The 14520-nt window shown below is 59.7% G+C and carries 19 protein-coding genes; 6 read left to right on the top strand and 13 right to left on the bottom strand.

What is annotated here, in order from left to right; all coding sequences use genetic code 11:
* The first annotated feature begins 9 nt into the window (after positions 1 to 9).
* The 4 genes from KG088_RS16895 (at position 10) to KG088_RS16880 (ending at position 2832) form a co-directional block, all read left to right on the top strand.
* Positions 10 to 912: a HalD/BesD family halogenase gene (locus KG088_RS16895; protein WP_213827391.1), complete on the top strand. Its 903-nt coding sequence runs from the start codon at positions 10 to 12 to the stop codon at positions 910 to 912.
* 13 nt (positions 913 to 925) lie between these two features.
* Positions 926 to 2209, top strand: coding sequence for a M24 family metallopeptidase (locus tag KG088_RS16890; protein WP_213827389.1), 1284 nt, complete (start codon positions 926 to 928; stop codon positions 2207 to 2209).
* A 154-nt stretch (positions 2210 to 2363) separates the two neighbouring features.
* Entirely contained in the window at positions 2364 to 2588 is a 225-nt protein-coding gene (locus KG088_RS16885) for a BrnA antitoxin family protein (protein WP_213827387.1), read from the top strand.
* Entirely contained in the window at positions 2548 to 2832 is a 285-nt protein-coding gene (locus KG088_RS16880) for a HigA family addiction module antitoxin (RefSeq protein WP_319941466.1), read from the top strand. Before KG088_RS16885 ends, KG088_RS16880 begins: the two co-directional genes overlap by 41 nt.
* Before the next feature lie 83 nt (positions 2833 to 2915).
* Here KG088_RS16880 and KG088_RS16875 read toward each other — a convergent pair whose 3' ends face one another.
* From KG088_RS16875 to KG088_RS16835, 9 genes are all read right to left on the bottom strand, one after another.
* On the bottom strand, positions 2916 to 3212 hold the full coding sequence (locus tag KG088_RS16875) for a type II toxin-antitoxin system RelE/ParE family toxin (protein ID WP_213827385.1): 297 nt from the start codon (positions 3210 to 3212) through the stop codon (positions 2916 to 2918).
* Complete coding sequence (locus KG088_RS16870) at positions 3212 to 3451, bottom strand: type II toxin-antitoxin system ParD family antitoxin (RefSeq protein WP_213827383.1); 240 nt, start codon at positions 3449 to 3451, stop codon at positions 3212 to 3214. Before KG088_RS16870 ends, KG088_RS16875 begins: the two co-directional genes overlap by 1 nt.
* Before the next feature lie 76 nt (positions 3452 to 3527).
* Complete coding sequence (locus KG088_RS16865) at positions 3528 to 4370, bottom strand: nitrilase-related carbon-nitrogen hydrolase (RefSeq protein ID WP_213827382.1); 843 nt, start codon at positions 4368 to 4370, stop codon at positions 3528 to 3530.
* Positions 4371 to 4484: 114 nt separating this feature from the next.
* Positions 4485 to 5366 carry a glycine betaine ABC transporter substrate-binding protein gene (locus tag KG088_RS16860; protein ID WP_213827381.1) on the bottom strand — a complete coding sequence of 294 codons (882 nt, stop codon included), beginning with the start codon at positions 5364 to 5366 and terminating at the stop codon, positions 4485 to 4487.
* A 45-nt stretch (positions 5367 to 5411) separates the two neighbouring features.
* A complete protein-coding gene (locus tag KG088_RS16855) occupies positions 5412 to 6143 on the bottom strand; it encodes an ABC transporter permease (protein WP_213827380.1) in 732 nt (243 codons plus the stop codon).
* Positions 6144 to 6149: 6 nt separating this feature from the next.
* Positions 6150 to 7319, bottom strand: a complete 1170-nt coding sequence (locus KG088_RS16850; protein ID WP_213827379.1) for an ABC transporter ATP-binding protein — start codon at positions 7317 to 7319, stop codon at positions 6150 to 6152.
* 49 nt (positions 7320 to 7368) lie between these two features.
* Positions 7369 to 8034 carry an ABC transporter permease gene (locus tag KG088_RS16845; protein WP_213827378.1) on the bottom strand — a complete coding sequence of 222 codons (666 nt, stop codon included), beginning with the start codon at positions 8032 to 8034 and terminating at the stop codon, positions 7369 to 7371.
* A 402-nt stretch (positions 8035 to 8436) separates the two neighbouring features.
* Entirely contained in the window at positions 8437 to 9138 is a 702-nt protein-coding gene (locus tag KG088_RS16840; protein WP_213827377.1) for an LrgB family protein, read from the bottom strand.
* Positions 9131 to 9490, bottom strand: a complete 360-nt coding sequence (locus tag KG088_RS16835; RefSeq protein ID WP_213827375.1) for a CidA/LrgA family protein — start codon at positions 9488 to 9490, stop codon at positions 9131 to 9133. The genes KG088_RS16840 and KG088_RS16835 overlap by 8 nt, the downstream gene beginning before the upstream one ends.
* A gap of 165 nt (positions 9491 to 9655) precedes the next feature.
* Between KG088_RS16835 and KG088_RS16830 the strand changes: the two genes are divergently transcribed.
* Both KG088_RS16830 and KG088_RS16825 read left to right on the top strand, forming a co-directional pair.
* Positions 9656 to 10804 (top strand): helix-turn-helix transcriptional regulator, encoded by a 1149-nt coding sequence (locus tag KG088_RS16830; protein WP_213827373.1) that lies wholly within the window; start codon positions 9656 to 9658, stop codon positions 10802 to 10804.
* A gap of 411 nt (positions 10805 to 11215) precedes the next feature.
* Positions 11216 to 11488 carry a CopG family ribbon-helix-helix protein gene (locus tag KG088_RS16825; RefSeq protein WP_213827371.1) on the top strand — a complete coding sequence of 91 codons (273 nt, stop codon included), beginning with the start codon at positions 11216 to 11218 and terminating at the stop codon, positions 11486 to 11488.
* 175 nt (positions 11489 to 11663) lie between these two features.
* On the opposite strand, the gene KG088_RS16820 is transcribed toward KG088_RS16825, so the two are convergent.
* The 4 genes from KG088_RS16820 to KG088_RS16805 all read right to left on the bottom strand — a co-directional run.
* Positions 11664 to 12260 carry an inorganic diphosphatase gene (locus KG088_RS16820; RefSeq protein WP_250148330.1) on the bottom strand — a complete coding sequence of 199 codons (597 nt, stop codon included), beginning with the start codon at positions 12258 to 12260 and terminating at the stop codon, positions 11664 to 11666.
* A gap of 250 nt (positions 12261 to 12510) precedes the next feature.
* Positions 12511 to 13242, bottom strand: coding sequence for a Crp/Fnr family transcriptional regulator (locus KG088_RS16815; protein ID WP_213827369.1), 732 nt, complete (start codon positions 13240 to 13242; stop codon positions 12511 to 12513).
* A gap of 491 nt (positions 13243 to 13733) precedes the next feature.
* Entirely contained in the window at positions 13734 to 13835 is a 102-nt protein-coding gene (locus KG088_RS19685; protein WP_250148329.1) for a YjbH domain-containing protein, read from the bottom strand.
* Positions 13836 to 13883: 48 nt separating this feature from the next.
* On the bottom strand, positions 13884 to 14520 hold a 637-nt coding region (locus KG088_RS16805), incomplete at its 5' end, for a YjbH domain-containing protein (protein WP_213827365.1).

Genomic DNA, 14520 nt, shown 5'->3' with positions numbered 1-14520 from the left:
TGTCGACTTATGTCTTTCCCCGCTGAAGGCTCCACTAGCACGATTACTGACGATCCAGCACGTTCGCTTGATGGGCTCATTGATCTCGAACGCTACCCCATTACATCACTGCAAGGGGCCCAGGGCCGCGAACTGGTCGAAGAGTGCCGTCGCCAGCTGGCGGTCGACGGTTGTATCGTGCTCAAACATTTCGTGCCCGAAGCGGCGCTAGCCCGCCTGGAGCGTGAAACAGTGCGCTTGTCGCCCGAGGCGCACTACAACCAGAACGAGACCAACCCCTACAATTCCGATGGCGATCCTTCGCTGCCGGCCACGCATCCGATGAACCGCTTCGGCGACCGCACTAACGGCTTCGTTGCCGGCGACCGTATCGACGACAGCACCATCATTCGCCAGATCTACCAAAGCCCTGAGTTTCAGCGTTTTATCGCCACCGTGGTAGGCATGGACGACATCCATGAATACGCCGACCCTTTGGCGGGCCTGGTGATCAATGTGCTGCGTGAAGGCTGTCAGCATCCCTGGCACTACGATACCAACGAGTTCATCGTCACCATGATGACCAAGCAGGCCAAGGGCGGCGGGCGCTTCGAATACTCGCCGGGTATTCGCAGCCCCGAAGGCGAAAACTTCGACGCGGTCGAGCGGGTGATCGATGGCGATCGTTTGACGCTCAAATCGCTGGAGCTGCAACCGGGTGATCTACAGATCTTCTTCGGTCGCTATTCGCTACACCGCGTCACGCCGGTCGAGGGCGACCGCGAGCGCCATACGGTGATCTTCGCCTACGCCAAGGAGCCCGGTTTCATCGGTCGTCCCGAGCGGGCCAAGCGCATCTTCGGGCGGATGGCACCGATCCACGAGCAGCTGCTCAAGGACGGCATGCAGCGCAGCGACAATCTCCAGGATTAAGGCGAAACTTTTAATGAACCAAGTAGAATTCGAGCAGCTTTCCGATCGCGAGCCGGATAGCATCCCGGTGGTCCCCTCCGCCCCGATGGGCAACGGCGACAGCATCCCCACGGCCTTCGACCCCAAGCAGCTGCGCGCCGGACGCCTGGCGAGGCTGCGCAACATGATGGCTGAGCAGGGCTATGCGGCGGTAGTACTCTTCGACCCGAACAACCAGCGCTACGCCACCGGCTCGCGCAACATGTTCGGCTACTTCCTGCGCAATTCCACGCGCTACATCTACGTGCCGCTGGACGGCCCGATCATCCTCTTCGAGTACCCGGGCAGCGCCCATATATCGACCTGGCTCGAGACGATCGACGAGGCGCGCACCTCCAAGGTGGTGTGGTCCGCCGTCAACCAGCGTGACAACCTGTCGTCCGACCCTTTCGGCATCGAGATCGCCGAACTGGTCAATGCCCACGGCAAGGGCAACTGCAAGGTCGGTCTCGACCGCTGCACCTTGAACCTGGCGCGCTCGCTCGAGGCCCAGGGCCTGGACGTGTTCGACTGCATGCAGGACACCCTGCACTGCCGTCGCATCAAGACGCCGGAAGAGGTCGCCTGCCTGGCGCAATCGATGGCCGGCAGCGAAGCGGCGGTGGCGGAAGTGGAAGCGGCGATCAAGCCGGGGCTCACCGAGAACGACCTGTTCGCGATCATGTACGGCAACGTCATCAAGCAGGGCGGCGAGTTCATCGAAACCCGTCTGTTGTCCTCCGGGCCGCGCACCAATCCCTGGTTCAACGAGGCCAGCGATCGGGTGATTCGCCCCGGCGAACTGGTCGCGCTGGATACCGATACCATCGGTTGCCATGGCTACTACTCCGACTTTTCGCGCACCTTCCACGTCGGGCCAGGCAAGCCGACCGGTTACCAACAGAGCCTGTACCGGATGGCCTATGAACAGGTGCATCATAATATGGCGATTCTCAAGCCGGGGATCAGTTACCGCGAGATCGCCGAACGCGCCTGGAAGATCCCCGAGCGCTTCCTTGATCGCCGTTACCCCTCGATCATCCACGGCGTCGGCATGCACGGCGAAACGCCACTGGTCGCCCATCACATGGATTTCGACCGCTTCTCCAAGGATGGTGAGCTGGAGCCCGGCATGGTGGTCTCGGTGGAAAGCTATATCGGCGAAGTCGGCGGTGCCGACGGCGTCAAGCTCGAGGAGGAGGTCTTGGTCACCGAGACCGGCATCGAGAAGCTCAGCCGCTACCCCTTCAGCGAGGCGCTGCTGGGCCGCGAGTTCTGAGGCCAGCAGCGCGATGACGGAATATGACCGCGCCCATCCTGCCCCGGAAGAGCGTGGTCAGCAGCAGGTCCCTTTATTATGATCCCTTATAGAGCTGGCGAAGCTATACGGATCATCTCCGCGCGTAAAGCTGACAAGCGTGAACGAAAGATTTATGAAGGGTACAGGCATGTGTGATCATTATGATTTTTGCGATTCGGTCAAGAATTCATATGCTAGAAAGCTCAAAAAGCAGGTCACGTTAAGGCTCGACGAAGATACTATTGAGTATTTCAAGAAGCTTGCCGATGAAAAAGACCTTCCTTACCAGAGCCTCATAAACCTCTATCTCAGAGATTGTGCCCAATCGCATAAAGATCTCAAGATTGAGTGGGAGTGAACAAGTAGCTCAGCTAACGATAGCCCGCCATCAGCTCGCGGATCAGCGGGGTGTTGGCCTCGGCCAGCCGTTCGCAGTGCGCGAGCGTCATGCGCTTAGTCCTGAAATGGCACTTCGACTTGCTCGCTTGTTTGGCAATTCTCCGGAGTTCTGGTTGAATGCACAGCGTGCGGTTGATTTATGGATTGCAGCGCGAACGGTCAAGGAGGAAGTCGACCGAATAAAACCATTACACGCTGCATAACTAGCCCAGCAGTTTTGCTCGTTGGAGAACGCCTCGCTGAAGATGCCGGCCCAGTCCGGTGTCTGAACCGCAAGCGTTCCCCTTTACAGCAAGTGCTCGTCTGGCAACATGCGTTGGTGCAGGATGCGGATGATTTCAACTACATTTCCCCGGGAATGCCGATAGAAAATGACATGGCTTCCTAGGGTGTATCGACGGTAGCCAAGTCTGATCTCGTCACTAGGTTGGCCGATTCCCGGATTTCCCCCGAGAAGATGAAAGCTTTCATCGAATTGAAGGACATAGTGATTTCGTTGATCACGCCCCCATTCCCGCTCCGTGTAGCGTGCAATGCCCTTGAGGTCAGCCTTGGCTTTCCTTGAAAGCTTGAAATTCGGCATTAGCGACTTTCGTTGTCCAACTCATTGACGAATGCGTCATAGGAATAGTCTTCAAAGCCGCTGTCTTCACCTTCCTTGAGCGATTTGCGGAGTTTAGTCAGGCGGGTTTCAGATTCCTCGAGCAGTCGCAACCCTGCGCGGACGATCTCGCTGGTTGAGCTGTATCGACCGCTGTCGAGCTGTTCAGTGATGAACATATCAAAATGCTGGCCTAGAGTGATGCTGGTGTTCTTTGTCATGGCGCACCTCGCAGTACCAATTATTGGTATATTCTGGTCCAGCTAGCCCGACAACGCAATGAACTGGCACGTTCGATCAACGATACCCCGCCATCAGCTCGCGGATCAGCGGGGTGTCGGCGTCGCGCAGGGTAGGCAGCTCGAAGCGTGCCTTGGCGATGGCGGTGCGTGAAAGCTCGGCGGTAATCAGCATCTCGCGGTCCTCGGCCTCGGCCAGCCGTTCGCCGCGCGGCCCCAGGATGCGCGAGCCACCCCAGAAGTGATTCTTGCCCTCGCTGCCGTAGCGGTTGGCCATGATCACCGGCGTGCCGTAGGTCATGGCGTAAAAATGCAGGTTGAGCGCCCAGTTCTGCTCATTGGAGAACGCCTCGCTGACGATGCCGCTGGCCGAATTGATCGGCGCGCAAAGCACGGTGGGGCGGGGCAGCAGGGCGGCATGCACCAGCGCTGGATTCCACAGATCGGCACAGATCAGCTGAGTGGCCGACCAGCCAGGGCGCACGGTGGTCTGCGTTAGCGCGTTGCCGTGGGTGAACCATTTGCCTTCTTCAAGCCCGCCGTAGGTCGGCAGGTTGAGCTTGCGATGCACCGCGACGATCTCCCCATCCTGGAGGATGGCCAGGGCGTTGTAGTACTCCCCGGGGCTTGCCTCCTCGACGAAGCCCACTACCGCCTGCATCTCGCCGGCGGCCCGAGCCAGCCGGGCGAGCAGCGGATCCTCCAGCGGCATGGCCACCTGCATTACGTCGCTGCCCAGCCCGTAGCCGGTCAGTGAGAGCTCAGGAAACACCAGCAACGCCAGCTGGCGCTCCCGGGCCTCGGCAATCATCTCGAGATGGCGTTCCAGGTTGAGGTTGATATCACCCAGTGAGGTGTTGATCTGAGCGGCGCCAACGCGCAGCGTATCCTGGTAATGCATGGGAAAACTCTCAAACCCTATGGGACAGCTCTCAAACGTACATGAAAGAAGGCCGCCCCGGGGCGGCCTTCTGGTAAACGTCGTGATGGCGACGCGTCATATGGGTTGACGATGTTACATCAGCTCGTTGTCTTTCAGGAAGGACTCGGCCACATCCTCGATGGTCTCGCGCTCCACGTCGACGCGAGCGTTGAGCTCGGCCATGGTGTCGTCGTCAAGCAGCGCCGACAGCTTGTTCATCTGCTCGGCGAGGTCCGGGTTCTCATCCAGCGTCTCCTGGCGCACCACCGGGGTCAGGGCGTAGGCGGGGAAGAAGCCTTCATCGTCTTCGAGAACGCGGAAGTCGAAGGCCGGAATACGCCCATCCGTTGCGAACACCAGGCCGACCTCGACATCGCCATCGCGCAGCGCCGGATAGACCAGGCCGGTGTCCATGCGCTGGATATCGCCGCGGCTGACACGGAAGTCATAGGCCTCCAGCAGCGGGCGCCAGCCATCCTCGCGTGCATAGAATTCAGCATTCAGCGCGAAGCTCAGCTCCTCGCCGCCGTTGACCGCCTCGGCCAGATCGGTCAGCGTTTCGATGCCTCGCTCCTCGGCATCATCCTCACGCATGGCGAGGGCATAGGTGTTGTTGGCATTGGACGGCTCGAGCCAGACCAGGCCTTTTTCGCCGTCCAGTTCCTTGACGCGCGCGTAGGTCTCGTCCGGCGACAGCGGCTCGGTGACGTCGTTATAGTTGATCAGTGACGTACCGGTGTATTCCCAGTACATGTCGATCTGACCATTCTCCTGTGCCTGTCGCAGGATGGCCGAGCCCATTCCGGCGCGCTTTTCGATATCATAATCCAACCCTTCGAGGTACTGGGCCGTCATGCTGGTCAGGATCTGCTGCTCGGTGAAGTTCTTGCCGCCCACCACGATCTCGGCCTGAGCGGCGGTCACGCTGCTGGCCAGGGCGAGGCCGGTCAGGGTGGTCGTCAATGTCTTAATCATATTGTTTGTCTCCTGCTTGTCGATTGGCGTTGTTTCAAAGGAATGTCAGGCACGCGCGGGATTGACCCCACGCGGCACGACAAGAAACGCGATGGTCGCGACCAAGGCATCGACGACGATCGCCAGCAATGCCGTGGGAATGGCACCGGAAAGCATCATCACCGTGTCGTAAAGGTCGATGCCGGTAAAGATTAGCTCGCCGAGGCCCCCCGCCCCAATGAGAAACGCCAGCGGCACGGTGCCGACATTAATCGCCAGGGCCGTGCGGATGCCGGCAAAGATCACGTAAAGGGCGTTGGGCAATTCAACTCTGAACAGGCGCTGGGTCGGCGACATGCCGATCCCGGCGGCGGCCTCCATCAGCGCCGGCGACACCCCCTTCAGGCCCACGTAGGTGTTGCGTGCAATCGGCAACAGCGTGGCGACGAACAGGCCGAAGACGGCCGGGACGATGCCGATGCCCAGAAAGCTCATCGATAGGGCGAGAACGGCCAGGGTGGGAATCGTGGTGCCGACGTTCAACACCTGCATCAGCGACTCCGCCACCTTGGCCATGCTGGGGCGCGACAGCAATATCCCCAACGGTATGGCGACAGCGATGGCCAGGCCGCCCGAGATAGCCGTCAGCTGCAGGTGCCCGACCAACAGATACTGCACGTCGGGCAAGTAGAAACTGAAATCGTCTATCAGGCCGCTGCTCTGTGCCCATGCCCCGGTAATGAATATCAGCACAGCCAGCAGGGCGGTTACGGCCCCCCTCAGCGATCGAATCGGCATCGGCGTTCACTCCTTCACGGCATTGCTGTCGGGGCGAATGCTGGCGCTGTTTTCGGGTCGCGAGCGGAAGCGCGCACCCAGATGGTGTGTCATCGCGCGCTGGGTGATCTGGCCGCTTACGCGGCCGTCCTCATCGACACAGGGCAGCCAGGTGGTGTCGTTGGCAAACATCAGCGAGGCAACCTTGCGCAGGTCGTCGTCCAGCCTGACGATAGGCGGCGCACTCTGGAAATGGTCACGGCAGTAACCCTTGGTGGTGCGGGCAACGGCGCGGGTGATCATGCCGGCCGGTTGGTGGCGGTCATTCACCATCAGGATGGAGTTCTGGTACCCGAAGTCGTCGATGCGCGATAGCGCCGTTTCCAGCGTATCGTCGGGATGCACGCTGCCGATGTCGGTACTCACCACCTCGCTCACCTTGACCAGGTTCAAGCGTTTGAGCGCGCGATCTTCGCCCAGGAACGACTCGATGAACGCATTCTTGGGCGCCGCCAGCAGGTCATCCGGCGTGGAGTACTGCACCAGCTTGCCTTCACGGAACACGGCGACGCGATCGCCCATCTTGATCGCCTCATCGATGTCGTGGCTGACGAACATGATGGTCTTCTTGAGTTCCTGCTGCATCTTGAGGAACTCGTCCTGAATCACCGCGCGATTGATCGGGTCGATGGCACCGAAAGGCTCATCCATCAGCATCACCGGCGGATCGGCGGCCAAGGCGCGAGCCACCCCGATACGTTGCTGTTGTCCACCAGACAACTCGCTGGGATAACGCTTGAGAAACGCCTCGGCATCCATGGCGATCATGTCCATCATCTCACGCGCGCGCTTCTTGTAGCGGGTCTTGTCCCACCCCAGCAGCTTGGGCACGATGGTGATGTTTTCCTCGATGGTCATGTTGGGAAACAGGCCGATCTGCTGGATGACATACCCGATATTGCGACGCAGATCCTGGGTATTCATGCCGCTGGTGTCCTCATCATTGATGAAGACCTTGCCCGAGGTGGGGCGAATGATGCGGTTGATCATCTTCAGCGTGGTAGTTTTACCGCAGCCCGACGGGCCGAGCAGAATACAGATCTCACCGTCAGGCACGTTCATGCTGATGTGATCGGCAGCGACCACGGCCTCTTTAGGGGTCTCGAAGACTTTGGTCAGATTGTCGAGTTGAATCATAGGGAACCTGTGTTCTGGTGAGCCGCAAGCGGTTCGCGTAGGACGCGCCTCAGTCGGCGGAAGCGTCAAGTTCCATGCCCTTGGGCGTCAGGCGCTTCTGCAGCGCCAGCAGAGAGAAATCGACGATGATCGCAAGCAGACTCACGGCGATCGAACCGACGATCAGCTGGCGCGGGTCGGATTGGGAAATGCCGCGACTAATGAAAGTCCCCAGACCACCGGCCCCGATATACGCCGCGATCGCCATGACCCCGATATTCAGCACCACGGCCGTGCGTACCCCCGCCATGATGACCGGGACTGCCAAGGGAATTTCCACCATGCGCAAGCGCTGGTTCGAGCTCATGCCGAGCCCGCGTGCCGCTTCGCGCAATGCCGGATTGACGTTGTTGATCGCCGTATAGGTGTTACGAATAATCGGTAATTGCGAGTACAGCAGCACCGCCAGCACGGCCGGCACATAACCGATCCCCTGGCCGAAGATCGAGAGTATCGGGATCATGATGCCGAACAGCGCGATCGACGGAATGGTGACGATAATCGAGGCGACATACAGCACGGACTTCGCCAGATTTTCGTTCTTGGTGATGGCAATGCCGATGGGCACGCCGGTCAGGGTGGCGATGCCCACGGCAACCCCGACCAATGCGATGTGCTCCAGCGTCCGGCTGCCGAGCAGCTCAATATTGTCGATGGCATATAGCAGCAGTTCCAAGCGACGGCTCCTCAGTTGGCAGCGTTGTCAGGTTGGCAGCGCGGATATCAGCAGCGTTTCCGACGACACGAAACGGTTCGGTTTGCCCCAAGGGTCAACCAGAGTTCACCCCCCGCGTGGCAAACAAGCTGCTAGTGAGCGCCAAGTCGTGGGTAAATACTCAAGTCATTGGAAAATATTGATGTACACGCTGCGTTGCAAAAGCCAGCCTAGCAGATGTGACCATCTATTTTTTACGTAAATTGATTACGATTTAAAATTTCAAACATTAATGATAGACATACCAGCGCGCTCGCCCCGTCCGTGTCAAGGAAGGGGGGGGACGGACGGTTGGGGCTGCTATCGGTCGTGATTTAGGTGTACTTCTGCGACATGGTGAAGCGCTTTGGTGAGTAAGGCAGATTAGCTGCCCAGCAGGGAAAGGAAGAGCGGCACCAAGGCGATCGTCAGAATGGCATTCAGGATCATCCCGAGGCTTGCGAAGCTGCCGGTGATCTCGGAGATCTGGAAGGCGCGGGCGGTGCCTATGGCATGGCTCGCCAGACCGAGGGCGAAACCGACTGCCCGAGGGTCACGGACGCCGGCGGCGCCGAGGATCGACGGTCCAAATACCGCACCGAAGATGCCCGTGGAGATGACGATGACGGCAGTCATACCGATCGCGCCGCCCTGGCCCTGCGCGATCTCGACCGCGACGGCCGCGGTCGCAGATTTCGGCGCCAGCGTCGCCAGGAGCGCGGAGTCGGCCCCTGCGGCGAGCGGCAGTGCGAGGGCCGTGCTGATCGCCACCGCCGAACCAACCACCAGCGTCATCCCCAACGGTGCCCACGCGTCCCGGATCAATCGCGCCTGCCGGCAGAGTGGGACCGCAAGTAGCACAATAACGCCGCCGAGCGCCTGGTGGAGAATGGCGGCTTGGGAGTAGAAGACGTCATACGGCAAACCGGAGACCACCAGCACTGCGATAACCAGCAGGGTGGCGGCAAGCACCGGGTGGCCGATCGCGGGTCGCCCGAACCGGACCCAGAGCGCCGCCGCTGCGAGATAGGCGGTCACCGTGAGCCCCAGCCCGAAGAGGGGATGAATGAGAACTGTCTCAAGCATCAGATTTCCTCTTGTCGGTGAGTGCCAGGAGGACTTGCGCAAGTTGGCCGGTGATGACGAGCACCAGCGCCGTGCCGAGAAAAATCGCCACCGCGACGTGCAGCCACGCCGCCGAGAGCAGAGCGAGATGGGCCACGACGCCGACGGCTGCAGGCACGAAGAACAGCGGAAACCACGGCGCGGCCAGATCAAAGAGACGCTCGAAGTCCGGATGCGGCCTGCCCTTCCAGGCGAAGGCCGATGTAAGGACGGCAAGACCCAAGGCCGGTCCGGGTACTGGCCAGCCGATCGTAGCCGCGAAGGCATCGCCGAAGATCACCAGCGCAACCAGAATTGCGAAAGAGGGAAGCATGATCAGCCCTCCAGATTCTCTGAAGAAACCAGGCGTGCCGGGAAGAAACCGTCTGGAACACGGAAATGATGACGCAAGAAAATTTCCTCCGCCTCACCAGTTCGGGTGAGTCGAGAAAAATAATCACGCTATAGTTAATTTCTAACCGTCGATTCTTCGAAACCCATGATTGCACGCGCCGAGATAGACCGGCTGATACCCACGATCTACGAAGCCTCGGCAGAACCCGAGGCGTGGCTCGATGTGCTTGAAACAATCCGCCGCGGCGCCGATATCAGCACCGCGTTGCTTGGCATCCTGCCCGCTGACCAGATGTGGCAAGGCATTATGTGGGGCGCAAATCTCGATCCGGCTTCCATTGACGATTGCCTACGATACGGCGTGATCGATCGCTCGGTGTTTGCTCAAGCCCTGACGTATATGCCTCTGGGTTCCCTTGCCGACCTTGGCGCTGCCGGCGAGCGGGCGGTCTACAACGATCCCGGAGCGCAAGCGCTTCTGCGTGCGCAATCGCTGACCGAAGGGCTGTTTGGACCGGTTACGCGCGACAGTGAGCAGATCACCGGTTTGGCCTGCTTGAACGAAAACAGCCGGGGCGCACTGGATGCTAGTGCCGTCCGGTGGATCGAGTCACTCGTGCCGCATATATCGCGGAGTCTTGCCATTTCATGGCATATCGAGCAGCTGCAACGCGAAGTTACGTCCCTTCGAGCTGCCCTCGGACAACTTGTGGTAGGCGTGATGAGCGTCACTGCCGGGTTGATCCTGCGCTACACGAACGCTGAAGCCGAACGTATCCTCAGCTTAGCCGACGGCCTCGCGCAACATGGCAAACGACTCCGGCTTGTCGACCACGACGTGAAGGCCCAGCTGCACGCAACCGTAGCCCGCTTTGCGACGCGGTCGGTCGGCGCCGGCCCGCCTTGCCTCTTTGTCCCGCGCCCCTCCGGCGCGCCGAGCTATACGCTCGTGGTCGCGCCGGCCGGGGCGTCCGCGTCAGCCGGCAACCCTAGCGCGGCGGCGACCCTGTTCGTCACCGATCCGGTCGGACCGAAGGCGCTGCCCGGCCCGGTTCTTCTGGCCGAAGGTCTCGGCCTGACCGCGACCGAGGCCGAGGTTGCGCGGCTGGCCGCGATGGGGCGCGGGATGGGCTTCGTGGCCGAAAACCTGGGGATCAGCCTGAACACGGCGCGCACCCATCTGAAGGCGATCTATAGCAAGACCGGCGTGCACCACCAGGCCGCGCTAGCCCGCACCATCGCTGACCGATTTCCCCCGATTGCCGGCTTGAACGGTGAAAAGTCGGAAGCGTAGAGCCACATGCAATACACATGCAATATAAGTGGCGTGGTGTGGCGTAGAAGACGAGGGATCGTGGGTCCATGCCTCCAAGCAAGCCAGCGGCCGTTCTGTTCCGAATGGGGGACGTTTAACGGAACCTGGACGCTGATTGAGCAGTGAAAGCCTGGGCAAAGCGCACCGTCAGCGGGCGTGGGATCAGATCCCTGTATCCTGAAAGAGGGCGATCTTTGACGCGATGCCGAAAACATAGCCCAAGCATATCAACAGGACGAACCCGGCCACGATCGCGAGGCCCCTCCGATACGGCCGCCATGGTGCCGACAAGTCAACGCCCAAGGCGCGCATCACGGTAAGCATGTTGGACGGACGGGAGCGGAGAAGCTAAGGCATCACTTGGTATTACTACGTAATAGGAAGCCTACTATGGCAACGTCCCTCAAGATCGACGACACGCTAAAAGGGCGCGTCCAGCACCTCGCCAGCCAGCGCCGCCGCTCGCCCCACTGGATCATGCTCGAGGCCATCCAGCAATACGTCGAGCGCGAGGAAGCCCGCGAGAGCCTCAAACAGGAAGCCTTGGCCTCCGGGGCGACCTATCAAGAAACCGGCCGGCATCTGACCGGCCAAGAAACTCGCACCTGGTTGAACATCTGGGGCACCGAGGACGAAAGAGCGGTGCCTGAGTGCCACAAGTAGTCGTCACCGAAGGCGCGGCAGAAGGCTTGGAGCGATGCCTGAAAGCTCGCTACTTGTGCAAGAACGCCATGATCCCCCACAGCGTGGCGAGCCGTGCTTTCCCCCCTTTCCTTTCAGGCCTTCCATTGCCAGCGGTCTTTCACTTTCACGCTGGAGTGAGTGAAAGATGGTTGCCTTACTCGGCGCTCTGATAGGCCTCGAAGGCCGAGGACAGGATGTCGCGGGCCTTACTGGCGTCGCCAAAGCCGTCAAGCTCGATGTCGCCGCCGTCGGGTAGGTCCTTGTAGACGCGGAAGAAGGCGTTCAGCCGCTCCACTTCCATGGCTGGCAGGTCGTCCATCTCGTCGATCTCGGCAAAGGTCGGGTCCACGTCATCGGCCGGCACGGCAATGATCTTGTCATCGGTTTCGCCGTCATCGAGCATGCGCAGCACACCGATGGCCTTCACCTTGATCACCGCGCCGGGATAGATGGGGTCGCGGGTCAGCACCAGGGCATCCAGCGGGTCGCCGTCACCGCCTGCCGAGCTGGTGATCGAACCGTAGTTGGCCGGGTAGCGCACCGGCATCGTCACATAGCGGTCGACGATAAGCTGGCCGTGCTCGGCATCGATCTCGTACTTGGTGAAGCTACCGGCGGGAATCTCGTTGACCACGTGGAAGGTCGCCGGCGCATCGTCGGTCTGAGGGTAGTCGAAGACGTTCTGGGCGTGGGCAGTGGAAGCCGCCATCAGGCCAGCGGCAAGCAAGGGCAAGGTCGCGCGTATCATCATTTTGGGTCTCTCGTCGGGTGGAGGAATCTCGGCCGTGCACTGCCAAGACTCTAGCGACCCACCATGACTCAACGATGACAATCCACATGCTGCCCGCCGCTGTCTTTTAGATCTCCACACCGCTGCAATCTCATGCCCTTGGCTCGGGCGACAACACCCATCGCTTTGGCGATATAGGCGGCGTCGCCAGTTTCCAGTGCACCAGCAAGGAAAACAGGGCGGCAACAGGAAATAGCTGAGATTGGCCGTTTTAACATTGCGGCTCGATATTCTGCTGTTGATAATGAAGATAATTGGATCTGAATCCTGAGAATGCCTTCATCTTTTCCCAGTCAAGAATAATTAAACGTTTTCTCTCAAATGCTAACAAACCATCCTTGCGCATTTGCTGTACCACTCTGTTGATATGCACGTTGGTCAGGCCCATCGCCTCGCCGAGTGCTTCCTGGGTTAAGGGAAGTTCAAAGCTATTGTCCTGCGTGAGCCCGGCTGCATGCGAGCGCAACAATAGCTCACAGAAAACATGGGCCGTCCTTGCATCCGCGGTACGGCTTCCCGCATTTACCAGCCATTCCCGCAGGATCGCCTCATCAACGAGTGTCGACCAGAAGAGCGCACGCGTGAGCCGAGGAAAGTTATCTAGGATATTAAGTATTTCCTTGGCGGGGATGCGAGCGAGCTTCACCGGAGTCAGCGCGCGGATCGAGTGATCCATCTCGTCAAGAATCGTAATGTGGATGTCGCACATATCGCCGGGAAGGAGAAATGCCATGGTATGCTGGTCGCCCTGATCAAGAAGCTTGTAGCGGCACGCCCATCCCTCTTCAATAAGGTGAACGTAATCAGGCTTTTCACCTTCGACTATGATGTCTTCGCCTTTTTCATAACAAATGCTTTCCTGGGCGGCATGGTTCAACGCTGCTTTCTCTTCATCAGAGAGGTCAGCGAAGTTGCTTAGCTTGTGCAATAAGGGTTGTATCATTGTTCTCTCCATCGTCGGCTTATTGACTTAAGGAGTTACTGAACAATTTTATTCTTATCCGCTGAAACGCTACGCGTGGCCAGATAATTCCCACAGTGGTCGTTATTTGTTCCCTAAGATATATTAGTATACCTGCCTGCCGGATTATCCGCCGCATTAGGGAAGTAAGAGGGCGACTGCGCCTCGATCAGCCATTGGTATGGCGCCAAGGGCAAGTCTCTGGACCAAGAGCCGCTCCCGGCGAGAGTTATGCAGCGTTTGCTACCCCCCATTAACGATTCCTACTACTCCCAGCTCTTGTCGTAATCCTCCCAGTAACGGCCAATGTCGCGTCATGGGTGATGCCATACAGGAGGGTGTAGCGGCGGCCGAGGCGCGCACCGCCATCGCGGGTGAGCGGACGCCAGGCGATGTTGGCACGCTCCCGCCGAGTCGGTGGCGGCGACCAGCGCGGCGCGGTCATGTAGGCTTTCGCGCAGCGGCAAGCCGCGCTACTGCCATTCGAAGCGGAAGGTGTCGATCTCGTCATCCGCTTTGGCATTGAGGATTCGCCCGGCACGCCCCTCACTCTGCGCCGACGAGCGAAAGTGCACCGGCTCCGCCTCCCCTGCGCAGGTCACTTCCTCGGCGCGTAATACGGTTCACCCGTACGCCGGCGTTTTCGTCAATGCCTGACTTGTTGCCTCCCAATCGTCGAAGGGCGCAGCACCGATCGGCAACGGTTCAGGGTCGTTCTTGACCTGACCCAGCCCGGCCGGATCAATGTCATAGCTGATGCCACCCATCGCCGTATCACCACGCTGCCAACCGCCGTGCAGCGAGAGGTTATCGGCCACCGCTAGGCGGGCGCCCAGGTTAACGCGGGTCTCTTGAATCTGTGGGTTGTCCCGAGGCTCGTTGCTGTAATCGTTGCCCTCGTATTCGAGCTGCAAGATCAGCGGGTCCCAGGGCGTCTGATATTCGACCCCACCGAAGAAGGCCATGGGGCCGCTGAACAACTGGTCGATCGCAAACTCGCCCCCGAAATCTCCACCGGCCCGTTCCGGGCGTTCATCGAAGCGCTCGAGCACTCGGCTCACCTCGCTGCATAGCGTGGCAAAACTCTTGTAGGCGGTCAGTGGTAGCCAGCTGTACCTGATCCGACGCCAGAGGATTTCGATCAGGTTCGGCTCCGGCGAGTAGGCCGACAAATGGATGACAAGAACGCGATGATTCAACCACTCCAGCCGCTTTCGCCCAAAGGCATGGGAACGATGCATGCTGGCGTTATCCAGAATG

The sequence above is a fragment of the Halomonas jincaotanensis genome (assembly GCF_018448785.1).
GTDB classification, from domain to species: domain Bacteria; phylum Pseudomonadota; class Gammaproteobacteria; order Pseudomonadales; family Halomonadaceae; genus Halomonas; species Halomonas jincaotanensis.
Note: the sequence above shows the minus strand (reverse complement) of the source record. Positions and strands in the feature narration are given on the sequence as shown.